This window comes from Ruminococcus sp. AF31-8BH (assembly GCF_003460605.1).
Lineage (GTDB): Bacteria > Bacillota > Clostridia > Lachnospirales > Lachnospiraceae > Blautia_A > Blautia_A acetigignens.
In genome coordinates, this window is record NZ_QTVN01000003.1 from 33,590 (window position 1) to 55,913 (window position 22,324).

Sequence of the window (22,324 nt, forward strand, 5' to 3'; positions counted from 1 at the left end):
ATATTCAGTCCTCTTTTGTAATGACAAACATTTCTTTCACATACTGTTCCTGGCGAAGGTATTTCTTCAGTCCCTTTTTGACCTCTTCGCTCTTATCCAGCTTCCGTGCCGACAAAATCTGATTGATCATCTGATATTTGCTGAACGGCGTGCCCTCCACCTTACTCATGCTAAGCACCCGCTCTGGTGATTTCTTTGTCTGTCCGTCACATTCCTCACAGAAATAGTAGTGCAGAGTCTCTCCATAAAACATAGTGAATGTCTTGGTGAAAATACCCTCATATACGTTTTTGAGAGGCTCTGTCTTATATTCCAGTCCTCTTCCAAGTCCGGTATCCAATGCATACACCAGCATCACCTTCGCATCCGGACTGGTATGATACTCCACGCAAGTCTTGTCATCCATCTGATAAAGGCTGAGCAGCTCCGGGGCAAGCCTGTGGAAGAAGGAAAATACCATTCCCTTGTCCATACATTCTTTCAGAAGCTCCTTCTCAAGAGAAAGAAGCGCCTCGTTTCTGCCCTTCTCTTTGGAAAGCTCCCGGAACAAAGCCAGATGGCACACCGAATCCACCGCCCATTTCTGCATATATGCATTCACAAGGCAGTTCTTCACAAAGGGGCTCATCACATATTCTTTCACAAAAATCCCATAGGAAACATGGGTCAGATATCCGCTTACGATCCACTCCCTTCCGGAATGGCGGATATAGGATTCCAGCACATGCTCCCCTTCCTTGCGGTAATCTGTTGTAAACATGAGAAGCTGAAGGATCTTCTCCTCCACATCATAGGTATCCATCTCAAAACCGCAGGCACTTTTCCAGATGGAGAGAATTTCATCCACTGGTCCGAAGCGGTACTTCATCAGATAATTGAGAATAACCTCATCATAAAAACCGTTTCTGTATACATCCGAAGCCAGCGCCAGAAGCTCTTCATCCTCAAGCAGATCACAGCGGACGATCATCCGGCTTGCCAGCTTAAGAAGGCTTCTCATATCCACGCCCTCGCAGCCGAACTCCTCCACAATGGCAAGTGCCTGTGAGAAAAGCCCTCTGCTGATCAGCACCTCCAGAAGCTTCTGTCTGTCCACACGGGCATATTCCCGGTAATCCATCTTCTTCAGATAGTCATCCAGGTCTTCTCCGTATACATGCTCTGCATAATAATCCAGGATTCTGCGGCGTACTTTCTGCTTGTACTCCTGGCAGAATGCGTCAGACTGCACCAGTCTCTGGAAAATATCCAGGTTGTTTCCGTCAAGCTCATGGCTCTCGCAGTAGTGAAGAAGCACGCCTGGCTCTGTCACCCCAAGGTCCAGAACCTTTCTTACTGCAGACTCCTCGTCCATCACCTTTTTCAGGCTGTAATCCACAGTAACACTGTATCTGCGCTGCTTGTCATCCTGGAAAAGAATGGCCGCGTCTGAGGTATAGATTCTTGGATAAGCCACGCCCTGCACACAGGTATAAATCTCTTCCTGCTCCATCTGGCTGTGGCGCACGATCACATAGCGGACCTTTTTGTCCTCAAAATACAGGCGGTGGGTAAACATCTTCTGTGCGATCAGATCTCCCGCTTCCTTTGTGCGCGGCTCCATAAGGAATTCCTGATAAAGTGCCGCATAGCTCTCGTTCATTTTGCCCTCGGAAAGCTTCTTCTTCGCAAAATCCTGCATGCTCTGCATATAGCGCTCGTATGCGGCAGGCTCCTTCTCCTTATTGGCTGCAATGCAGGAATAGATAAAGGCACGTTTGGAATCTCCCAGGGAATCGCTATTGTAGGTGAAATACATCAAAAGAGCCTTGGGGAGCTCGATTCTTCTGGAGGTATCCATGGTCTCCACATAGTATTCATAAAGTCTGGTCAGGCGCAGCCCATGCTCCACTGCCAGGGAAAACCAGCGGAAATATTCCGGCTTTCTGGGATTTCCCTTCATCACATATTTGCAGATGGCTTCCAGGGTATCGTCAGAAGGATACTGGTCGTATCCCCTGGCCATTGCCTGGTAAATGCTCTCATTATAGTCTTTCTCATATCCGGAAAGATATGCAAGACGCATGACAAGCTCCTCCGTGAGAAGATTCCGCCTTGCTGCAAAACGGAACACCTGTCCCCAGAAGCTGCTCAGACGATGAAGCAAAGTCATGTCCTTACAGATAATCTTCCACGCTTCCAGATAAAGGAATGGGCTTCTGCATCCCTTGTCAAACTGCTCTTCCAGCACGAACAGGGCCTTGGACGGAGTCTCCTTGTAAGCCGGATCCAGCTTCAGAAGGATCCACAGAAGGAGGAAGCTGTCGCTTTTCTGCATGTAGAAATTGCGGATTCTGGAAAGGGCATGTACCTTGTCCTTGTACAGTCCGGTAAGTGTGCACAGATACAAATAAATTCCTGCAAACTCCAGATCGTCCCTTGTATAGGATTTGTCCTCGTAGCTCTCAAGAAGTGCGCGGGCTTCCTCATGGTGGTTCTCCAGATAAAGAAGAAAGACCTCGTACATCTGATATTCCGGATATTCACAGCCGGACTGGTGCAGCTGGTTCAAAATATAATGGCTGCTTGCACACCAGGTGGAAAAGTCCATCCAGCCATTTGCCCCTGGATTGTCTTTTCCTTCCAGATTGCTTGCCTTAGCGGTTTCATAGCAAAGATAAGACAGGCTGTCCCGCAGAAGATCCAGCTTGCACTTCTTCTGATTCAGGCGGATATCCACGTCAAGCTTGCCGCTGGTAGAGGCAACAATGGTGTAAACCAGCTCCTGATAAGGGCTCTTTACCACAATTTTGCCAAACTGGTTTCCCGTTCCAAGCTTCTCCTTATGAAGCAGGTATTCTACCTCATAGTGACTGCCGATGAAATCCTCATCTGTCACAACCTTCCGTGGAATATCCAGGAAATCCCCTGTAGCTTCCACATCAAGGCGCAGATGTCCCCATCCGCTTCTCTGTATATAGAAGGATTCCTTCACTGAATCCTTAAGTTCATAATATTCCTTGCCCACTTCCCTGGCGCTGATGGTAACTTTCTCTTTTTTGCCGGCGGCAATGAGAAACTCCTCCAGGTGCTGGTAGGTTACAGGCTGTCTGGATAATCCCTGGTAAAGGGTCTGGCTTCTCTCATCCTCACCTTCAAGAATTCTGGCAAAGCTTGGATCCTTAAAGATGCGGAATGCTTCCTTAAAATCATCCTTTGCCACCTGCACAAAGGCATCCAGATTCTCCACCACACCTGTAAAGCTGCGGATTTCTTCTTTCTCAATCTCGATCTCAAAGGGAATCCTGGCTTCTCCCACATTGGTGGTAAAGCACAGCCAGCCCTTCAGGCATTCCCCTGGGACAAGGCCTACCGTATCCACGCCAAAAGGAAGCCGTACCGTTGTCCCGGAAATATGATCCATCCCCGGCACTACACGGCGGCTTGACGAGGTGACAAATCCGCGTATCCTGCGGTTATCCTCGGTTCCTACGTACACCTCGCCTCTTTTGGTCTCACCAGCCTTCATGGTCATGGTGATCTTCTCTTTGGAAAAAAGAAGTGGCGGCTGTTCATATTCAAAATTTCCACTTAAAAGCTGTTCGATCTTTTTTTTCAAAATCATTCACCTTACGTCTTTCGTTTTCTTTCGACTCTTTCATTATTATAATGATTTTACCCTCTCATTTCAATGTTAATTCGAAAAAAGAATTCCATCAGGCACTTAGAGCCTGTATTTTTCATAGACTATATAGAAATCCCCTTTGAGGTAGCGATTTGAAGACTTTTTTGAAACCTTTGACAATGGCCGAGGAGCAGCATTATCTTCAGCAGTACCAAAGGGGCGATATGGAAGCAAAAACCATTCTCATTGAGCGTAATCTGCGGCTTGTTGCCCATGTAGTAAAAAAATATCAGGGAGCAGATGTGGAGCTTGACGACCTGATCTCCATCGGCACCATCGGCCTGATGAAGGCAATTTCCACCTTTGACCCAGGTAAAACCACCAGGCTTTCCACCTATGCAGCCAGATGCATCGACAATGAACTGCTGATGATGTTCCGCACCAGGAAAAAGCATTCCAGGGAAGTTTCCCTGTATGAACCTATTGGAACGGACAAAGAGGGCAACGAGATCAGTCTTCTGGACGTAATGGAAGGTCCTGCCGTGGATGTGGTGGAGGAATATTCCACACGGGAGAGCATCCGCCATGTGCTTGGCTCCATGAAAACCGTTCTCACGGAAAAAGAATATGAAGTGATCTGCTGCCGCTTCGGTCTTTTCGGCAAAAGAGAACAGACACAGAGGGAAATCGCCCGCCACCTTCACATCAGCCGCTCCTACGTCTCCAGAATCGAAAAAAACGCCCTGCATAAGCTGCGGACGCTTTTCCCTGAATCATAATTTACGCTTCACTGCGGCGGAGAATATCATAAACCTGGACACCGCCGCCAAGATCTACAAACAGCTTCTGCTGCGGATGGGGAGCGCTCTCTGCGGAATTGCCCTCCTCATCATAGATCGCCTTCACAGGAACCACCACATTGGCTCCATCCGGCTTCATGATCTCGATGGTCTCTCCCACAGTGAATTTATTTCTCTGTGTAATCTGAACGTATCCTCTCTCGTCAATTGCTTCCGCAAAGCCAAGATAGGTGTATCCCTTCTCGTAGGTATTGTTGTCATAGATCTGGGCTTCCTGGTTCGGCTTGCCGTAGAAGAAGCCTGTGGTGAATTTACGGTAGGTACAGCCTGCGATCTGCTCCTGATACCAGGACATATTGGCCTGGTATTTGGCTGGATCCTCCAGATAGTCGTCAATGGCCTTCCGGTAGGTACGGGCAACAGTGGCAACATAAAGGGCTGTTTTCATGCGGCCCTCGATCTTCAGGCTGTCAATTCCGCTGGTAAGCACATCATCCATATGCTCGATCATGCAAAGATCCTTGGAGTTGAAAATATAGGTACCACGCTCATTCTCATAAACCGGCATGTACTCCCCTGGTCTTGACTCTTCCACGATGGAATATTTCCAGCGACAGGGATGGGTACAGGCTCCCTGGTTGGCATCTCTTCCTACCAGGAAATTGCTGAGCAGACAGCGCCCGGAATAGGAAATGCACATGGCGCCGTGGATAAAGGTCTCAATCTCCATATCCTCCGGGATATGGGCACGGATCTGGCGAATCTCCTCCAGGGAAAGCTCTCTGGCACTGACCACTCTCTTGGCTCCAAGATTGTACCAGAAACGGTAGGTCTCATAATTGGTGTTGTTGGCCTGGGTGCTGATGTGGCGCTCAATCTCCGGACAGATTTCCTTGGCGTAGGTAAAAATACCGGGATCTGCGATGATCAGGGCATCCGGCTTCAGTTCCTTTAATTCCTTCAGGTATTCCCTTACGCCCTCAAGGTCATAGTTGTGCGCCAGAATATTCACGGTCACATACACCTTCACACCGTGCTCATGGGCAAATGCAATTCCCTGTGCCATCTCTTCCTTTGAAAAATTACGGGCTTTGGCGCGAAGGCCGAAAGCCTCTCCTCCAATATAAACAGCGTCTGCTCCGAAAACAGTGGCAATCTTCAGAACCTCAAGACTGCTTGCCGGAACTAATAATTCTGGTTTACGCATACGACTCCTCTTTCTTTACGCTAATGGCTGCTCCGTCTCCCAATGGAAGAATGGAGGTCTCCAAAAGCGGATTGTGTTTCAGTTCATACAGATACTGGCGCATCCGTTTGTAAATGGTACGGTTGCGTCGCTCTACAAGATAATGGGATTCGATAATGTCTCCTTCCTGGAGAACATTATCAGAAACAAGAATGCTGCCCTTATGCATTAAACGAAGCACATCCGGCAGCCAGTGAATATACTGCCCTTTGGCAGCATCCATAAAAATAAAATCATAGGTTCCATCCAGCTTTCCAAGGATCTCGGTGGCATCCCCGGTAAGCAGGCTGATCTGGGATTCCCTTCCTGCCTTTCGGAAATTCTCCCTGGCAATGGGAATCCTTTTCTCATAATTCTCAATGGTGGTGATCTTCAGGTCCGCAGGGCCGTATTCACACATCAGAATTGTGGAAAAGCCCACTGCAGTGCCCACCTCCAGGATGGTCTGCGGGCGGGTAGCTGCAAGGAACATTTTAAGGAAGCTCTGCATCTCCTTGCGGATGATGGGAACACGGTCTAAAAGAGCTTTCCTTTCCAATTCTTCCAGAAAAGAAGTATTTCCCATATCAAGAGAATTGATGTAAGTGCGCATCCTTTCTTCTACGATCACTGGCCGGACTCTCCTTCCCCTGCTGCGGTATCCGCTGCACCATCAGATGAAGCATCGCTGTCGGTATCTGCAGCAGCATTTGTACCGTCATCTGAAGAAACGCCTGCCTGCTCCTCATCTCCTGCAAGGATTCCCATAATACGGGTAGGTGTGTATGCAGTGCTGAGAAGATAGGTGCCAGCCTTCATCTGACCCTTGTATGTAGAAAGTTTCTCCTGTGCAAAAAATACCAGGCTGTCCTGGATCAGTCCTTTGCTTTTCAGGATCTTGGCTACATCGTAAGTGGAAGCCCCATCTGGAATCACTACCGTTACTTCCTGACCTGCTCCCGGACTTACTGCCTGCTGGTTGAACACATCATAGCCAAACTGATAAGCAGATTTGCCCAGCCAGAAGATCAAAAGTGCCACGCAGACGTAAAAAGCGGTACGGAATACTCCGCTGGCAAGAAAAAGCCCCACCTTTCCCACCTGATCTCTTGTATTACCCATGTTTCCTCCTTTAATTTCCAGTCAGCTGCCCAAATAGCGGACAGTTATAACTCCGGGACATCCAGCTCGATTCCCTCTGTAAGTGACTTGCAGATTCTCTGCATAAGCTTGCAAAGAGCCAGCTCTGCATCAAGAAAGGCATTTACAAGCGGGTCGCTTCTTAATTCCCTTGATTCTCTGTTGAGCTGTTCCGTTACCCGGAACAGCTCGTCTCTGTTTGCTTCATTCTGTAATCTGAAATTGTTGGCCCGAAAAGCATTCACACGTTCCATAAGGCCCGGATCCTGCTCTACAAGGGCTTTGTATTTCATAAATTCCTGATATTCTTCACTATTCTGTACAGCTGCCAAAAGAGCATCTATACAGTCTTTGATCTCATTCATTGCTGCCTCCGCTTACGCCTCCATAATGATCGGAAGGATCATCGGGCTTCTCTTGGTGCGTTTCCATACATAATCGCTAAGTGCGTCCTTCACTGCTGCCTTGATCTTGCTCCAGTCTGTGATGCCTTTTTCCAGACAGCCGTCAAGAGCCTGCTCTACCACTTCTCTTGCGTGATCCATCAGGTCCTCAGACTCTCTTACATAGACAAAGCCTCGGGATACAATATCCGGTCCTGCCAGTACCACATTGCTGTGTCTCTCCAGAGTCATAACAACGATCATGATGCCGTCCTCTGCAAGATGCTGTCTGTCGCGAAGTACGATATTTCCTACGTCTCCAACGCCAAGACCGTCTACCAGGATGGCTCCTGTATGAACAGAACCTGTTACAGCAGCACTGTGCTCATCCATCTCCAGAACATTTCCGGATTTCAGGATGAAAATGTTGTCATTGGAATAGCCAAGCTCTTCTACTACATGCTTCTGTGCAGTCAGATGGCGGTATTCACCATGGACCGGGATGGCGTATTTCGGCTTCACAAGGGAATAGATCAGCTTGATTTCTTCCTGGCAGGCATGTCCGGATACGTGTGCATCCTGGAAAATAACCTTGGCCCCCTTCATGGAAAGCTCGTTGATTACCTTGGAAACAGCCTTCTCATTGCCTGGGATTGGATGAGAGCTGAAAATAATGGCATCATTTGGCTTGATGGTAATCTTCTTGTGGATGCTTGCTGCCATACGGGAAAGTGCTGCCATGGACTCACCCTGGCTTCCGGTTGTGATCAGTACCAGCTGGTCATCCGGGTAATTCTTCACCTGGTCGATCTCGATCAGGGTCTGATCCGGAATGCGAAGATATCCAAGCTCTGCCGCTGTGGTGATAACATTGACCATGCTGCGGCCTTCTACCGCTACCTTGCGGCCGAAGCGGTATGCTGTATTGATGATCTGCTGCACACGGTCTACATTGGACGCGAAGGTGGCAATGATAATACGTGCAGTCTTATATTCATTGAAAAGGTTGTCAAATACATGTCCTACTGTACGCTCAGACATGGTAAAGCCCGGACGCTCTGCATTGGTGGAATCACACATAACTGCAAGAACACCCTTGCGGCCGATCTCTGCAAAACGCTGCAGGTCAATGGCATCACCGAATACAGGTGTATAATCTACCTTGAAGTCTCCTGTATGCACCACAATTCCAACCGGGGAATAAATAGCCAGTGCAGATGCATCCTGGATACTGTGGTTGGTCTTAATAAACTCGATGGCAAAATCACCAAGGTTGATCACCTGACCGTGTTTGACCTCTTTTAATTTGGTGCTCTTGGTCAGATTGTGTTCTTTCAGCTTGTTGTTAATAAGAGCCAGGGTCAGCTTTGTGGAATAGATCGGCACATTCACTTCCTTCAGTACATAAGGAAGGGCTCCGATATGATCCTCATGGCCGTGGGTGATCACAAATCCTTTGACCTTGGAAATGTTCTCTTTCAAGTAGGTGACATCCGGAATGACAAGGTCGATTCCAAGCATGTCATCTTCCGGGAAGGAAAGTCCGCAGTCCACTACTACTATACTATCTTCATACTCGAAAGCTGTAATATTCATTCCAATCTGTTCCAGACCGCCAAGCGGAATAATCTTTAATTTGGAACCAATGTTGTTTCTGCGCGGTCTCTTTAAGGAAGGCTTCACCTGACTGCGAAGCTGAGGCTTGTAGCTTGTATTCTTAACAGGTCTCTCCTGACCTGTAAACTTCTGTCCGTCCTTTTTCGGCTGTGCCTTATATCTGTAATTTTTGTGTCTGAAATTCTGTTTTCTTGTACCGTTTGTGGCAGCCGGATTCTTTGACCCGCTGCTGTTCATTTCATTTTCCGTCTTCAATCAATCCATCCTCCATTTTTGCGCACTTTGCCCTCAAACCTCACGTACAAAAGCAAAGCGTCTTTATTTTGTTACGGCGTAAGGAGCATTCGTCCTGGCTGCATCATTCTCACATCTCAAGATCCACGTCATCCAGCATCTGTTCAAATACCTTGGAAATTGCCAGCAGTTCTTCATCGTCTTCCACCATCTCGTAGCTGGCTTCCTGGCTTCCTTCCTCGGAAACATCCTTCATAATGTAGGCATTTGCCTCATCGTCCTGTGAATCAGATACCAGCAGATAGGTGATTCCTGCAACTGTAGTCTGCTCTTCCACAAAAAATTCTATAATCCCGTCCTCGGATTCAAATTTAATTTTCTCCATTATTTTCTTCCTTACTCATCATATTACTTCTGTCCAGATATCCCTGTAAGATCAAAACCGCTGCCATCTGATCAAGATATTGCTTCCGATTCTCACGTCTGACGCCTGTCTCCATCAAAGTACGCTCCGCTTCTGCAGTTGTCAGCCGCTCATCCCACATCACAACAGGCAGGCCTGTTCTCTTCTCCAGCTTTTCTTTAAACTCAAGAGATTTCACAGCCCGCTCGCCTATGGTGTTATTCATATTCTTCGGATATCCAAGTACAATACGCTCAACCTGATATTCCGAAATCAGTTCTTCGATGCGTGCCAGAGTCTGGCGAAGCTTGTTCTCCTGCTTGCGCCAGACAGTTTCCACGCCCTGTGCGGTCAGTCCCAGAGGATCACTGACGGCAACGCCCACCGTCTTGGAACCGTAGTCTAATCCCATTAATCTCATAATCAGTATTCCCAGGATCTGTTCTTAATATACTCGGTCAGCAATTCCTCAACAAGTTCGTCACGCTCAACCTTCATGATCATGCTTCTGGCTCCCTTATGGCTGGTGATGTAAGTCGGGTCACCTGACATAATGTATCCTACGATCTGATTCACAGGATTATAGCCTTTTTCTTCCATTGCGTTATAAACCAGGTCCAGGATCTCTTTTACTTCCAGTTCCTGATCCGGTTTTGTTCTGAAATATTGTGTACTTCCCAGATTATTTTCTGCCATTTTTCTCACGTCCTTACGATTATTTCTTCTCTATTTTAATATAACTGCGGATAAATTACAATCCTATATTTTTGTTTCTCAAAAAACTGGTCTGGCCAAAGGTTACTGTTCACTCCGTGCCCAGTAACACGCTTCGCGATGCACAGAAATCATGCTTTGCATGTTTTCGCGCCGCAATCCTCGGGTTTTCTGTGAACTTTGTTCACAAAAAACACCTCGCGGAATATTACCTATGAACAGTAACGGCCAAAGCGTCTGCAATTCACTTTATGCCCGGCGCCACGCGCCTCGATATACAGCAATCAATCATGTCAGTTTCCTTTTAGGTTTTATTCTGCATCTTCTCCCAAAAGGATATGCGGCTGTAAAAATCTCTCGACCTTTACTGTGAGGATATCATTTACCTGGTATTTCTCCTGCACAGGCACTGCAACCTTCACATACTCACGGGAATGTCCAAGGTAATAATCCGCCCCCTCGATCTCCACTTTTTCCTCAAGAAGCACTTCTGCTTTCTGTCCCAGAAGGGAGTTCTCATATTCTGTTGCCCGGATCTGGTGAAGCTCCAGCATTTTGTCACTTCGAACAGCCTTCACGGCTTCTGTGAGCTGACCGTCCATTACGGCTGCCTTGGTGCCGTGGCGGCGGGAATATTTGAAAATGTGAGTCTCATAAAAATGAATATCCTTCACGAAATCATAGGATGCATGGAAATCTTCCTCACTTTCCATGGGAAATCCTACGATCACATCTGTGGTCAGTGCCGGATTGCCGAAATATTTGCGGAGAAGCTCACATCTTTCCTTGTATTCTGCGCTTCTGTATCTGCGGTTCATCCTCTCCAGAGTTGCATCGCAGCCGCTCTGCAGGGAAAGGTGGAAATGAGGGCATACCTTAGGCATGGCTGCCAGCTCTTTTGCAAATTCCTCTGTGACGATTCCAGGTTCTAAGGAACCCAGGCGGATTCTTTTGATTCCTTCCACCTCATTTACTGCCTGGATCAGGGACAGCAGGGTTTCTTTTTTGTCCTCCGGGAAATCCACGCCGTAGGAGCTTAAGTGGATTCCGGTGAGAACCACTTCTTTATAGCCCGCTTCTGCAAGCTTGTGCACTTCCTTTAAGATATTCTCTTTTTCCCTGCTTCGCACACGGCCTCTGGCATAGGGAATGATGCAGTAGGTGCAGAACTGGTTGCAGCCGTCCTGAACCTTGATGTAGGCACGCACATGCTCTGCCGTGCGGCTGATCTCCAGTTCCTCGTATTCCCTGGTCTGGTTGATCTTGATAATATGAGACTGGCGCTGGTGTTCTTCCTCATATTCAGAAAGAACCTCCACAATGTTTTTTTTCTGGTTGTTTCCAAGCACCAGGTCTACCGCCTCATCCTTTTCCAGCTTGCCCTCATCGGTCTGCACGTAGCATCCGGTGGCTACCACTACGGCATCCGGGTTCATCTTCTTCGCTTTGTGGAGCATCTGGCGGGATTTACGGTCTGCAATATTGGTTACCGTACAGGTATTGATCACATAAACATCAGCACCTGGCTCAAAGGGAACGATCTCGTATCCCGCCTGTTCCAGAAGCTGCTGCATGGCCTCTACCTCATAAGCATTTACCTTGCATCCAAGATTGTGTAATGCAACCTTTTTTTTCATGCTTTCCTCCAAAATCTGTAAATCTTTTATACAATTTAACTAATTCTTATACCAAATTTTCTCTTTTTTCACCTTGACTTTTATTCTGCCTACAGGTAATATGAGTACTGTAAAGCAATACAACAACTATTCAAGGGAGGTTATATCACAATGAAAACAGCAAAAATCTCACTTAACTCTATTGATAAAGTGAAAGCATTTGTAAACGAGATCAGCAAATTCGACTGCGACTTCGACCTGGTATCCGGAAGATATGTGATCGACGCTAAGTCCATCATGGGCATCTTCAGCCTGGATTTATCCAAACCGATCGACCTCAACATTCATGCTGACGGAGCTGCTCTTGACAGCGTTATGGAAATCATCGACAAATATACAGTTGAATAATCCATGATTCAATTGTGGGAGGAACTGGCGACAGTTCCTCTTTTCTTTTATACAAAAGTATATATACCCATCTCTTTTACAAATTCCCCGGACGGCGAACCGCCCGGGGGATTTTTTATTTACTGAATCTCAAGCACTTCTGTTGTTCGCAGTGCCTCTTCCATCAGTTCGTCGATTTTTCCTGCAAGCTTCTCCTCAGATTTCTGTATCACCTTTAGGTTCGGTTTGGTAACCGGATGCTTGGCAACGAAGATGGTACAGCAATCCTCATAAGGAAGTACGGAAGTATCATAGGTTCCGATTTCCCAGGAACGCTCCACGATCTCCTGCTTGTCAAAGCCGATTACCGGACGGTATACCGGAAGGGTACAAACTTCATTGGTAGCCGCAAGGCTCTGTAAAGTCTGGCTTGCCACCTGTCCGATGCTCTCTCCTGTGATCAGTCCAAGGCAGTTGTCCTGCTTTGCAAAATGCTCTGCGATCCGCATCATGTAGCGGCGCATGATAATAGTAAGCTCATCATGGGGGCACTGATCGTAAATATAAAGCTGAATATCTGTAAAGTTGACTACATGAAGCTTGATGGGTCCGCTGTATTTGGCAACCAGCTTGGCCAGGTCCACAACTTTCTGTTTCGCGCGCTCGCTGGTGTACGGCGGAGCATGGAAATAAACAGCCTCAATCTTAACACCGCGCTTGGCGATCATGTAGCCGGCTACCGGGCTGTCAATTCCGCCGGAAAGAAGAAGCATAGCCTTTCCGTTGGTTCCAACCGGCATTCCCCCCGGTCCCTTAATGCTCTTTGAATATACATAGATTTTCTCACGGATTTCAACAGATACTGTCAGTTCCGGATCATGCACATCTACCTTTGCCTCCGGGAAAGCATTTAAGATGCTCTCACCGATCTTGGCGCTTACTTCCATGGAATTTACCGGATAGGACTTCTTGGCACGTCTTGTGTATACCTTGAAGGTTCCGCTGTAATCCGGATGTACGTTTTTCATGTATTCTACAACGTCTTCTCTCATCTTATCAAGACCCTGGTCCTCATAGATCACAACCGGGCAGATGTATACGATTCCGAAGACCGTCTTTAAGGCTGCCACAGCCTCGTCAAAATCATACTCTTCCGGGCAGAACACGTACACACGTCCCTGCTCCTTCACTACACGATAATCCCCTTCAATCTTGGAAAGGGCAATGTTCATCTGCTTTACAAGGGCATCTTCGAATAAGTATCTGTTCTTGCCCTTAATGGCTATTTCTGCGTATTTGATCAGAAATGCGTGAAATATCATTTCGTTTCCTCCTCTTAGTGTCTGGAATATCTTCTTAACATGGGAAGTACCTGTCCTAATACCTCCAGGCAGTAATCCACTTCCTCAAATGTATTTTCCTCTGAAAAACTAAAGCGCAGGGTGCTCTCCCTCTGGGCAGCTTCCATTCCCATAGCACTTAAGGTGCCGGCTGCCTTACGCTTATGGCTGGAGCAGGCGCTTCCTGCTGAAACATAAATGCCCCTGTCCTCCAATGTGTGAAGCAGAACCTCACTTCTTACGCCCATAAAGCTGGCGCTTAAGATCTGAGGTGCTCCTTCCCGAAGCTCCATGCCGTTGAGACGCACATCCGGAAGCTTCAAAAATCCCTCTGCAAGGTGCTCCTTCAGCTGGTACATATGCTTGATCTTTTCCTCAAAATCTGTGTATACCATCTTGGCAGCTACACCAAGGCCTGCAATTCCCGGCACATTGTCTGTACCGGAGCGCATTCCTGCCTGCTGTCCGCCTCCAAGGATCTGGGGTTGAACCCGCACCTTGTCATTGATGTACAAAAATCCAACGCCCTTTGGTCCGTGGATCTTATGGCTGCTTACGGAAAGCATATCGATTCCCAGCTTCTTCGGGTAGATCCGGTACTTGCCGAATGCCTGGATGGCATCTACATGGTAAAAAGCCTTCGGGCTTTTCTCATGAACAAGCCTGGCAATCTCTTCCACAGGCATCACAGCTCCCACCTCGTTGTTCACATACATGGTGGAAACCAAAATAGTGTCCTCGCGAAGTGCCTTCTCAAGAGCATCTAAGCGAACTACGCCTCTTTCATCTACCGGAACAATGGTCACCTCATAGCCCATCTGCTCCAGGCGCTCCACAGGCTGTCCTACAGCAGCATGCTCTACAGCGGTTGTGATAATGTGATTGCCCATTCTTTTGTTGGCTTCTGCTCCGCCAAATAGGGCCAGATTGTTAGACTCTGTTCCTCCGGAGGTAAAAATGATTTCTTTCTCATTGACCTTCAGAAGCCTGGCCAGTGTCTGTGCAGAATCGCGGACATATTTCTCCGCTTCCACGCCTTTCAAATGCATGGCAGAAGGATTGCCAAAATCCTCAGTCATGGTCTTCACTACAATGTCTGCCACTTCCTTATAACACCTTGTAGTGGCAGAGTTATCAAAATATGCTTCCATTTCTATTCGTCCTCTTTTTCCAGCGTAAACATCAGAATAGACAGCATGGTCATGCCTGCTGTCTCTGTGCGCAGGATTCTTTTTCCCAAAGTAACCGGCTTTGCGCCAGCTTCCATGGCAGCCTGAACTTCTTCCTCTTCAAAGCCGCCCTCCGGCCCGATGAAAATTCCCACAGACTGTCCCGGCTCTATAGCGGCCAGAATCTCTCTGGTTTCTTTCATGCCCTTGGCAAGCTCATAAGGGATCAGAAGCACATCCAGCTCTTTGGCAAAAGCGATGGCTTCCTTCCAGCTCATTGCCTTCTTCACTTCCGGGATCAGCATGCGCTTGGACTGCTTGGCTGCGCTTTCTGCGATCTGCTGCCATCTTGCAGTCTTTTTGGCTGCTTTCTTCTCATCCAACTTCACCACGCATCGCTTGGTTTCCACTGGAACCACGCTGTAGGCACCAAGCTCCACAGCCTTCTGAATGATCAGCTCCATTTTGTCCCCTTTGGGAAGTCCCTGGAACAGGTAAATACGGCTTGGAAGCTCATACTGGGGCTCCTGCGCATAAAGAATATGAAGGACTGCTCCCTCTTCCTCAAAGGCCTCTATGGTGCAGTGGTATTCCTTCTGGCCGCCATCGCTGATCCACACATCCTCACCAATACGCATGCGAAGCACATTTTTCATATGGTTCACATCCGGTCCTGTCAGGGTGATGCGGTGTTCTTCTTCCTGAACCTGATACGGTTCCACAAAAAAGCGCTGCATAATTATTCCTTTCTTGCAGTTACAGATACCCATTCGCCCTGATGTGTTACCTCAACCAGCTGAAGGCCTGCATCCTGAACTGCCTTTACCACTACCTCTTCCTTCACATCCAGGATTCCGGAGGTAATGTAGTATGCGCCCTTCTTCATCTGATTTACAATAACCGGGGTAAGCGGTACCAGTACATCAGCCAGAATGTTGGCTGTTACAATGTCATATTTCTCATAGCCTACGGTATCCTGAACTTCCTTATCATCAATAATGTTGCCGATGAGCATATCAAAGGTCTCGTCCTTGATTCCGTTGGCCGCTTTATTATCTGCTACTGCTGGGATTGCACATGGATCCAGGTCAGTTCCTACCACATGGGCTGCTCCAAGCTTCAGCGCTACGATTCCAAGAATACCGCTTCCGGTTCCTACATCCAGCATCTGGGTATCCTTTGTCACAAATTTCTTCAGCTGACGGATCACCAGCTGAGTGGTCTCATGCATTCCGGTTCCGAATGCAGTGCCTGGATCAATGTGAAGGATCATTTTGTCCTTGTCCTCTTCCTTCACTTCTTCCCAGGAGGGAACGATCAGGATATCGTCCACATAGAACTGATGGAAAAATTCCTTCCAGTTGTTGATCCAGTCCTTGTCCTCAGTCTGGGATTCGGTGATGGTGCCCTCGCCGATGTCCATGTATCCGCGCACTTCCTCCAGAACGCCGCGCACTCTTTCCAGAACAGGCTCCACCTCTGTATCCTCCTCCAGATAGAAATTCAGATAGGCAATTCCGTCATCTGCAGGATCTTCTGGCATAATATCCACAAACATCTGCTCCTTATCTGTCTCAGTAAGCGGCTGCTTGTCCTGAATCTCAACCCCCTCCACGCCTACGTCTGCAAGTGCGGAAATGATCACATCCTCCGCCTCTGTTTTGGTTTTAATCGTAAAGCGATTCCACTTCATATTCATTCTCCAATCTTGATTGTTTTTATAAATTTGGGGAAAGCAATCCCCGTCATAAAATCTGTCATTCTTTTTTCCGGTCAAATATCTTTACCACCCAGTTATGCCGCTGCCCTTTCTGGTAGAATCTCCAGAAAAACTCTACCAGCACCAGAGCCAGAACCGCATCCACAATATAATGCTGTTTCAGAACCTGTGTGGATATAATAACCAGAACCGCAAACACCATGGAAAATTTCTGATACCATTTTGGAATAGCCGAAGACCCTGCCACACCTTTCCAGCACATCCAGCTTACATAGCAGTGAATAGACGGGAAAAGATTGGAAGGAGCACTTCCTCCATCCAGGGCATAGACCAGAAGAAGTACCTTCTGGGAGATGGTATCTCCTGCGATCTCCGGCCTGATGTTGGTGGTCGGTACCAGAATAAAAATCAGAAAACAAATCAGATGAATAGTCAGATCGGTTGCAACAAACCGGTAAAACATGTCCTTTCCCCGTCTTGCCGCCAGCATATAACCAGCAGCCCAGAACGGAAAAGCCAGAATATAAATCCACACAAAGCCAGGCAGTAAGGGAACTGCCCTGTCAAATGCCATTGTAAAATCATAATGATACCGACTGGCTGTAAGGGCGCTGCTTCCCCAGTAGATCAGGCAATTCACTGCCAGGATCGTAACAAGAGGAGGAATGGCCCACAGCGGCAAAAATCTGTTTAACACATCTTTTTTCTTTGTTTTCATGCAAAACTCCTTTCCGGATTCTTGCGTCTACTCTCTAATATACAATAAGTAACAAAAAAAGAAAAGAGGATATCTCCCCTTTTCTTTATTCTTTTATGGAAAAAGTCTGTTTTTTACTCTTCAAAGGTCTCTTTTAATTTGTCCATGAAGCTTTTTTTCTTTTTCTCGGACTTCTCGGAACCATCTGATGTGCCGCCTGCAGGACGGTTTCCGCATGCCTCATCAAATTTGCGAAGTGCTTCCTTGGCTTCCTCATTCAGATTGGTCGGTACCTGGACAACCAGTGTAACATAGTGGTCACCGCGGACATTCTTGTTGCGAAGAGACGGAACACCTTTGCCCTTCAGACGGATTCTGGTATCGGTCTGGGTTCCCGGCTTCACCTCATAGAGCATTTCACCGTCTACTGTGTTCAGCTTCACTTCACCGCCAAGTGCTGCCTGTGCATAAGTAATTGGTGCAGTAGAATAAATATTCATATCCTGTCTCTGGAAAATCGGATGGCGTCCTACATTTACTTCTACAAGAAGATCTCCTCTTGGGCCGCCGTTTGTTCCTGGCTCGCCTTTATCACGGATACGGATGCTCTGGCCATTGTCAATACCAGCCGGAATGGATACCTTGATCTTCTTGCGGTTGGAAATGTATCCGGTACCGCGGCAATCCGGACATTTGTCCTTGATGATCTTACCGGAACCATGACAGTCCGGGCACACCTGTACATTACGTACCATACCGAACATGGACTGCTGGGTATAGACGATCTGTCCCTCACCATTACATTTCGGACAGGTAACTGGTGAAGTACCAGCCTTGGCTCCAGTTCCATGACAGGTGGTACACTCATCCTTCAAAGTGATCTCAAGCTCTTTATCACATCCAAATACAGCGTCCTCAAAGGTGATGTTCACACGCGCACGCAGATTGGCACCTTTCATAGGGCCATTGTTGGCACGTCTGCGGCTTCCGCCGCCTCCGAACAAATCTCCGAAGATATCTCCGAAAATGTCACCCATATCAGAACCGGAGAAATCAAAGCCTCCGAAGCCTCCTGCTCCGCCACCGCCTCCGTTTTCAAAAGCAGCGTGGCCAAACTGGTCGTACTGTCTTCTCTTGTCCGGGTCACTTAAGATGCTGTAAGCCTCTGTTGCCTCTTTGAATTTTGCTTCAGCTTCCTTATCTCCCGGATTCACATCGGGATGATACTTCTTGGCAAGCTGACGATATGCTTTTTTTAAGGTAGCCTCATCAGCGTTTTTGTCAACGCCTAAGACTTCGTAGTAATCTCTTTTATCAGCCATGATTTCTTTCTTTTCCTAACGTCTTCATTTTGCTGTCACCAACGGGCGACATATCCTTTTAGTGTCTTCTACCGCCATTGCCCGGTCATGAAAACTCACGGCCGGGCTGCTGGTTCCTGTTCCAGAATTCCGGAACTTTACTTATGAAATTATTACTTATTAAACTTCTTTGTAGTCAGCGTCTACAACATCATCGCCGTAGCCTGCTTCATTTCCGCCCTGGGAAGCTCCGCCCATGTCCGGTCCGGCCTGACCAGCGCCGCCCTGTGGGTTCTGTGCCTCATACATCTTTGCGAAAAGCTTCTGAGCACTTTCCATCATCTTCTCCTGAGCTGCTTTGATCTCTGCAACCTGAGCATCGCCAAGATCTTCTGTATTTGTATATTTTGCAAGGATATCTTTTAATGCATTTAAGTCAGCCTCTACAGCAGCCTTATCATTTGCATCAAGCTTGTCGCCTGCTTCCTTCAGTGCATTCTCAACCTGGAATACCATGGAGTCTGCATTGTTCTTTGTATCAATCGCCTCTTTACGTTTCTTATCCTGAGCTTCGAACTCAGCAGCTTCCTTAACAGCCTTGTCGATTTCGGACTCGGACATGTTGGAACCAGCTGTGATTGTGATGTGCTGCTCTTTACCTGTTCCAAGATCCTTAGCAGATACATTTACAATACCGTTGGCATCGATATCAAATGTAACCTCGATCTGCGGAACACCACGACGTGCTGGCGGGATTCCATCCAGACGGAACTGTCCAAGGGACTTGTTGTCTTTGGCGAACTGACGCTCACCCTGTAATACGTTGATGTCTACAGCTGTCTGATTGTCTGCTGCTGTGGAGAAGATCTGGCTCTTCTTGGTCGGGATTGTTGTGTTTCTCTCGATCAGACGGGTTGCAATACCTCCCATTGTCTCAATAGACAGGGAAAGCGGAGTAACATCAAGAAGAAGGATGTCACCTGCACCAGCCTCACCGGAAAGCTTACCGCCCTGGATAGAAGCACCAAGTGCAACACACTCATCTGGGTTCAGGGCCTTGCTTGGCTCTTTGCCTGTCAGCTGTCTTACTTTGTCCTGTACAGCCGGGATACGTGTAGATCCGCCAACCAGAAGTACCTGGCCAAGATCTGCATTGGTAAGACCTGCATCAGAAAGTGCACGGCGTACCGGCTCTGCTGTCTTCTCAACAAGGTCATGTGTAAGTTCATCAAATTTTGCTCTTGTAAGGTTCATATCAAAGTGCTTCGGTCCCTCAGCTGTTGCTGTGATGAATGGCAGGTTGATATTGGTTGTTGTTGCGGAAGAAAGCTCTTTCTTTGCTTTCTCAGCAGCTTCTTTCAGTCTCTGAAGAGCCATCTTATCGTTGCTTAAGTCAACGCCCTCAGTTCTCTTGAACTCGGAAAGCATGTAGTCTGTGATTCTCTGATCGAAGTCATCACCACCAAGACGGTTGTTACCAGCTGTTGCAAGAACCTCGATAACGCCGTCACCGATCTCGATGATGGAAACATCGAATGTACCGCCGCCAAGGTCATAAACCATGATTTTCTGCTCTTTCTCATTGTCAAGACCATATGCAAGAGCTGCTGCTGTAGGCTCGTTGATGATACGCTTTACATCAAGACCTGCGATCTTACCAGCATCTTTGGTTGCCTGACGCTGAGCATCGTTGAAGTATGCAGGAACTGTGATAACTGCTTCTGTAACAGACTCTCCAAGATATCCTTCTGCATCTTTTTTCAGTTTCTGAAGGATCATAGCGGAAATTTCCTGTGGGGAATATTTCTTGTCATCGATTGTTACACGGTAATCTGTACCCATCTCTCTCTTGATGGAGGAGATTGTTTTCTCTGCGTTTGTTACTGCCTGACGTTTTGCAGGCTCACCTACCAGACGCTCACCTGTCTTTGTAAATGCTACAACTGACGGTGTTGTTCTGGATCCTTCTGTATTTGCGATAACGGTTGGCTGTCCACCTTCCATAACAGCTACACAGCTGTTTGTTGTACCTAAGTCAATACCAATGATTTTTCCCATGATAATTTTCCTCCTGTTTCAATCTATGTTCTGAAATTCGTGAATGTCTTAATGAAGTTCGATTCACTAAATTCGGTCTGCGCCTGCGGCTTGCCCTCATTAAGTGAGATCGAACGACCTCGCACTAAGTTTAGGCTTCGCATTCTGCTCGCCTTCACTAAGTTGCTTTCGGTCAGTTAGCAACCTTTACCATGCTGTGTCTTACAACGAAATCCTTGTAAGTGTATCCCTTCTGGAATTCCTCAACAACAATGTTCTCGCCTACGGATTCGTCTTCCACATGCATGACTGCGTTGTGCAGATTCGGATCAAAATCCTTGCCTACAGCTTCGATCGGCTTCACACCCATCTCATCGAAGGCTGTCATCATCTGCTTGTAGATCATCTTCATGCCTTCTGCAAATGGATCATCCTCCGGTGCCTGTGCAAGACCTCTCTCAAAGTTATCCACGATAGGAAGCATTTTCTCAACGATGTCCTTGGCACCGATGATGTACATGCTGGATTTCTCTTTCTCCGTTCTCTTACGGTAGTTATCGAATTCCGCCATGCTGCGCTTCAGTCTGTCTGTAAGATCCTCGATCTGCTGTTCAAATTTATCTTTCTCTTTTTTCTTCTTGCCGAAGAAAGAAGTTTTGGTCTTGGTTTCCGGTTCTTTCTGAGATTCTGCCTCTTCTGGCTGCTGTTCCGTCTCTTCCGGAGCAGCTGTATCATCAGAAGCTTCCTCTTCTGCTGCCTGGGCTGTATCTGCTGCCTCTTCTTCGCTTCCGTCAGTTACCGGAATGTCAACTGCTTCTTCCTGTACTTCGGCTTCTTTATTCATTTCTTCTGACACGCTTTCAACCGCCTTTCTAGGTTTTCTTATTTACCATTTCATCAAGCTGGACTTTTAATTTCTTCAGGCTGTCCACCACATTCTCATAATCCATTCGCTTGGGACCAATGATTCCAATGGTTCCCCGCATTCCATCTCCAAGCTCGTAGGTGGCTGTCACCACGCTGCAGTCCTTCATGGTCCGCACCGGAACTTCATCTCCGATGTATACCTGGACTCCTGTGTTCTCCGAATCTCCCATTTCCCCACGGACCATATCCGCAAGTTCCTGTTTGTCCTCGAAGGTGGAGATCAGCTCGCTGGCTTTGGATGTGTCTGCAAGCTCAGGATACTTGAATATGTTGGTTGCTCCTGACGTATATACTTTCATATCTTCCTCATCCACATGGATGGTAGCTGCAACTGCGTCCAGCACATCTGCAACCACACCGCTGTGGCTTCCAGCCTGTTCCTTCAGTCTGGCGATCATGCCAAGATTGATGTCCTGAATGGGAACACCGTTCAGGTTGGTGTTAAGAAGAAGATTCAGCTTCAGGATCGTCTGGTCATCCATCTCCTCTTCAATATCAATGATCTGGTTCCGGATGACGTTGCCTTCACATACAACTACGGCAATCAGCTGCCGCTCATTCACACGTGAAAGCTGTATGAACTTCAGGGTGCTTCCTCTGTACTGAGGAACAGCAACCATGGTCGCGTAATTGGTATTATTGGCAAGGACCTTGGCCACCTGCTTCAACACCTTATCCATCTTGTCTGATTTCTCAATCATCATATCACGGATCTCTGCGATCTCAGCTTCCTTCTCCCTGGTAAGCTCATCTACATAAAGGCGATAGCCTTTATCTGATGGAATTCTTCCGGCTGAGGTGTGGGGCTGTACAATGTAGCCCATATCCGTCAGGTCGGACATCTCATTTCGGATCGTAGCAGAGCTGACATTCAAATCCGGATACTTGGAAATGGTTCTGGAACCTACCGGCTCACCTGTTTCCATATAAGTCTTGATGATTGCTTTCAGTATTTTCCGTTTGCGCTCATCTAATACTTCATCCATGAAATATCTGCTCCTTTCTGAAAA

The 22,324-nt window shown here is 47.4% G+C and carries 21 protein-coding genes; 2 read left to right on the forward strand and 19 right to left on the reverse strand.

Annotated elements, in window-relative coordinates:
* Positions 1-4: 4 nt before the first annotated feature.
* Positions 5-3,604, reverse strand: coding sequence for a DUF5717 family protein (locus tag DWZ38_RS22680; RefSeq protein WP_243000155.1), 3,600 nt, complete (start codon positions 3,602-3,604; stop codon positions 5-7).
* A 152-nt stretch (positions 3,605-3,756) separates the two neighbouring features.
* Between DWZ38_RS22680 and sigK the strand changes: the two genes are divergently transcribed.
* A complete protein-coding gene (gene sigK, locus DWZ38_RS04525) occupies positions 3,757-4,383 on the forward strand; it encodes an RNA polymerase sporulation sigma factor SigK (protein ID WP_021925009.1) in 627 nt (208 codons plus the stop codon).
* 1 nt (position 4,384) lies between these two features.
* Here the strand turns inward: sigK and DWZ38_RS04530 are convergent, their stop codons facing one another.
* From DWZ38_RS04530 to mtaB, 9 genes are all read right to left on the reverse strand, one after another.
* The gene (locus tag DWZ38_RS04530) at positions 4,385-5,611 is read right to left on the reverse strand and encodes a U32 family peptidase (protein ID WP_021925010.1); all 1,227 of its coding nucleotides are present in this window, start codon (positions 5,609-5,611) and stop codon (positions 4,385-4,387) included.
* Positions 5,604-6,260: an O-methyltransferase gene (locus tag DWZ38_RS04535; protein ID WP_117850486.1), complete on the reverse strand. Its 657-nt coding sequence runs from the start codon at positions 6,258-6,260 to the stop codon at positions 5,604-5,606. The genes DWZ38_RS04530 and DWZ38_RS04535 overlap by 8 nt, the downstream gene beginning before the upstream one ends.
* The gene (locus tag DWZ38_RS04540) at positions 6,257-6,751 is read right to left on the reverse strand and encodes an endolytic transglycosylase MltG (protein WP_117850489.1); all 495 of its coding nucleotides are present in this window, start codon (positions 6,749-6,751) and stop codon (positions 6,257-6,259) included. The genes DWZ38_RS04535 and DWZ38_RS04540 overlap by 4 nt, the downstream gene beginning before the upstream one ends.
* Before the next feature lie 44 nt (positions 6,752-6,795).
* Positions 6,796-7,134, reverse strand: a complete 339-nt coding sequence (locus tag DWZ38_RS04545) for a YlbF family regulator (protein WP_117850491.1) — start codon at positions 7,132-7,134, stop codon at positions 6,796-6,798.
* A gap of 12 nt (positions 7,135-7,146) precedes the next feature.
* Positions 7,147-9,006: a ribonuclease J gene (locus DWZ38_RS04550; RefSeq protein ID WP_202031038.1), complete on the reverse strand. Its 1,860-nt coding sequence runs from the start codon at positions 9,004-9,006 to the stop codon at positions 7,147-7,149.
* A 127-nt stretch (positions 9,007-9,133) separates the two neighbouring features.
* Entirely contained in the window at positions 9,134-9,388 is a 255-nt protein-coding gene (locus tag DWZ38_RS04555) for a DUF1292 domain-containing protein (RefSeq protein WP_021925015.1), read from the reverse strand.
* The gene (gene ruvX, locus DWZ38_RS04560) at positions 9,375-9,827 is read right to left on the reverse strand and encodes a Holliday junction resolvase RuvX (protein WP_021925016.1); all 453 of its coding nucleotides are present in this window, start codon (positions 9,825-9,827) and stop codon (positions 9,375-9,377) included. Before ruvX ends, DWZ38_RS04555 begins: the two co-directional genes overlap by 14 nt.
* A 2-nt stretch (positions 9,828-9,829) precedes the next feature.
* Positions 9,830-10,102, reverse strand: a complete 273-nt coding sequence (locus tag DWZ38_RS04565) for an IreB family regulatory phosphoprotein (protein WP_021925017.1) — start codon at positions 10,100-10,102, stop codon at positions 9,830-9,832.
* Between the two features lie 329 nt (positions 10,103-10,431).
* The gene (gene mtaB, locus DWZ38_RS04570) at positions 10,432-11,757 is read right to left on the reverse strand and encodes a tRNA (N(6)-L-threonylcarbamoyladenosine(37)-C(2))-methylthiotransferase MtaB (RefSeq protein WP_117850494.1); all 1,326 of its coding nucleotides are present in this window, start codon (positions 11,755-11,757) and stop codon (positions 10,432-10,434) included.
* A 150-nt stretch (positions 11,758-11,907) separates the two neighbouring features.
* On the opposite strand from mtaB, the gene DWZ38_RS04575 reads away from it, so the two are divergent.
* Positions 11,908-12,144 (forward strand): HPr family phosphocarrier protein, encoded by a 237-nt coding sequence (locus tag DWZ38_RS04575; RefSeq protein ID WP_021925019.1) that lies wholly within the window; start codon positions 11,908-11,910, stop codon positions 12,142-12,144.
* A 119-nt stretch (positions 12,145-12,263) separates the two neighbouring features.
* On the opposite strand, the gene thiI is transcribed toward DWZ38_RS04575, so the two are convergent.
* The 9 genes from thiI to hrcA all read right to left on the reverse strand — a co-directional run bounded on the left by thiI (position 12,264) and on the right by hrcA (position 22,300).
* On the reverse strand, positions 12,264-13,445 hold the full coding sequence (gene thiI, locus DWZ38_RS04580) for a tRNA uracil 4-sulfurtransferase ThiI (RefSeq protein WP_117850496.1): 1,182 nt from the start codon (positions 13,443-13,445) through the stop codon (positions 12,264-12,266).
* A 14-nt stretch (positions 13,446-13,459) separates the two neighbouring features.
* Entirely contained in the window at positions 13,460-14,614 is a 1,155-nt protein-coding gene (locus DWZ38_RS04585; protein WP_117850498.1) for a cysteine desulfurase family protein, read from the reverse strand.
* Positions 14,615-14,616: 2 nt separating this feature from the next.
* Positions 14,617-15,369: a 16S rRNA (uracil(1498)-N(3))-methyltransferase gene (locus DWZ38_RS04590; RefSeq protein ID WP_021925022.1), complete on the reverse strand. Its 753-nt coding sequence runs from the start codon at positions 15,367-15,369 to the stop codon at positions 14,617-14,619.
* Positions 15,370-15,371: 2 nt separating this feature from the next.
* A complete protein-coding gene (prmA, locus tag DWZ38_RS04595; protein WP_117850501.1) occupies positions 15,372-16,325 on the reverse strand; it encodes a 50S ribosomal protein L11 methyltransferase in 954 nt (317 codons plus the stop codon).
* Between the two features lie 64 nt (positions 16,326-16,389).
* A complete protein-coding gene (locus DWZ38_RS04600) occupies positions 16,390-17,070 on the reverse strand; it encodes a phosphatase PAP2 family protein (protein WP_021925024.1) in 681 nt (226 codons plus the stop codon).
* 113 nt (positions 17,071-17,183) lie between these two features.
* Positions 17,184-18,371, reverse strand: coding sequence for a molecular chaperone DnaJ (dnaJ, locus tag DWZ38_RS04605; protein WP_021925025.1), 1,188 nt, complete (start codon positions 18,369-18,371; stop codon positions 17,184-17,186).
* A 159-nt stretch (positions 18,372-18,530) separates the two neighbouring features.
* Entirely contained in the window at positions 18,531-20,408 is a 1,878-nt protein-coding gene (gene dnaK, locus DWZ38_RS04610) for a molecular chaperone DnaK (protein WP_117850503.1), read from the reverse strand.
* Between the two features lie 172 nt (positions 20,409-20,580).
* Positions 20,581-21,243, reverse strand: coding sequence for a nucleotide exchange factor GrpE (gene grpE / locus DWZ38_RS04615; RefSeq protein ID WP_243000156.1), 663 nt, complete (start codon positions 21,241-21,243; stop codon positions 20,581-20,583).
* A gap of 16 nt (positions 21,244-21,259) precedes the next feature.
* A complete protein-coding gene (gene hrcA / locus DWZ38_RS04620) occupies positions 21,260-22,300 on the reverse strand; it encodes a heat-inducible transcriptional repressor HrcA (RefSeq protein WP_117850506.1) in 1,041 nt (346 codons plus the stop codon).
* Between the last annotated feature and the right edge of the window lie 24 nt (positions 22,301-22,324).

Bases quoted from the DNA above. Each gene is read 5' to 3' on its own strand.
- DWZ38_RS22680 (WP_243000155.1), bottom strand. From the start codon at position 3,604: ATGATTTTGAAAAAAAAGATCGAACAGCTTTTAAGTGGAAATTTTGAA.
- DWZ38_RS04530 (WP_021925010.1), bottom strand. From the start codon at position 5,611: ATGCGTAAACCAGAATTATTAGTTCCGGCAAGCAGTCTTGAGGTTCTG.
- DWZ38_RS04540 (WP_117850489.1), bottom strand. From the start codon at position 6,751: ATGGGTAATACAAGAGATCAGGTGGGAAAGGTGGGGCTTTTTCTTGCC.
- DWZ38_RS04545 (WP_117850491.1), bottom strand. From the start codon at position 7,134: ATGAATGAGATCAAAGACTGTATAGATGCTCTTTTGGCAGCTGTACAG.
- DWZ38_RS04550 (WP_202031038.1), bottom strand. From the start codon at position 9,006: ATGAACAGCAGCGGGTCAAAGAATCCGGCTGCCACAAACGGTACAAGA.
- DWZ38_RS04555 (WP_021925015.1), bottom strand. From the start codon at position 9,388: ATGGAGAAAATTAAATTTGAATCCGAGGACGGGATTATAGAATTTTTT.
- ruvX (WP_021925016.1), bottom strand. From the start codon at position 9,827: ATGAGATTAATGGGATTAGACTACGGTTCCAAGACGGTGGGCGTTGCC.
- DWZ38_RS04565 (WP_021925017.1), bottom strand. From the start codon at position 10,102: ATGGCAGAAAATAATCTGGGAAGTACACAATATTTCAGAACAAAACCG.
- mtaB (WP_117850494.1), bottom strand. From the start codon at position 11,757: ATGAAAAAAAAGGTTGCATTACACAATCTTGGATGCAAGGTAAATGCT.
- DWZ38_RS04575 (WP_021925019.1), top strand. From the start codon at position 11,908: ATGAAAACAGCAAAAATCTCACTTAACTCTATTGATAAAGTGAAAGCA.
- thiI (WP_117850496.1), bottom strand. From the start codon at position 13,445: ATGATATTTCACGCATTTCTGATCAAATACGCAGAAATAGCCATTAAG.
- DWZ38_RS04585 (WP_117850498.1), bottom strand. From the start codon at position 14,614: ATGGAAGCATATTTTGATAACTCTGCCACTACAAGGTGTTATAAGGAA.
- DWZ38_RS04590 (WP_021925022.1), bottom strand. From the start codon at position 15,369: ATGCAGCGCTTTTTTGTGGAACCGTATCAGGTTCAGGAAGAAGAACAC.
- prmA (WP_117850501.1), bottom strand. From the start codon at position 16,325: ATGAAGTGGAATCGCTTTACGATTAAAACCAAAACAGAGGCGGAGGAT.
- DWZ38_RS04600 (WP_021925024.1), bottom strand. From the start codon at position 17,070: ATGAAAACAAAGAAAAAAGATGTGTTAAACAGATTTTTGCCGCTGTGG.
- dnaJ (WP_021925025.1), bottom strand. From the start codon at position 18,371: ATGGCTGATAAAAGAGATTACTACGAAGTCTTAGGCGTTGACAAAAAC.
- dnaK (WP_117850503.1), bottom strand. From the start codon at position 20,408: ATGGGAAAAATCATTGGTATTGACTTAGGTACAACAAACAGCTGTGTA.
- hrcA (WP_117850506.1), bottom strand. From the start codon at position 22,300: ATGGATGAAGTATTAGATGAGCGCAAACGGAAAATACTGAAAGCAATC.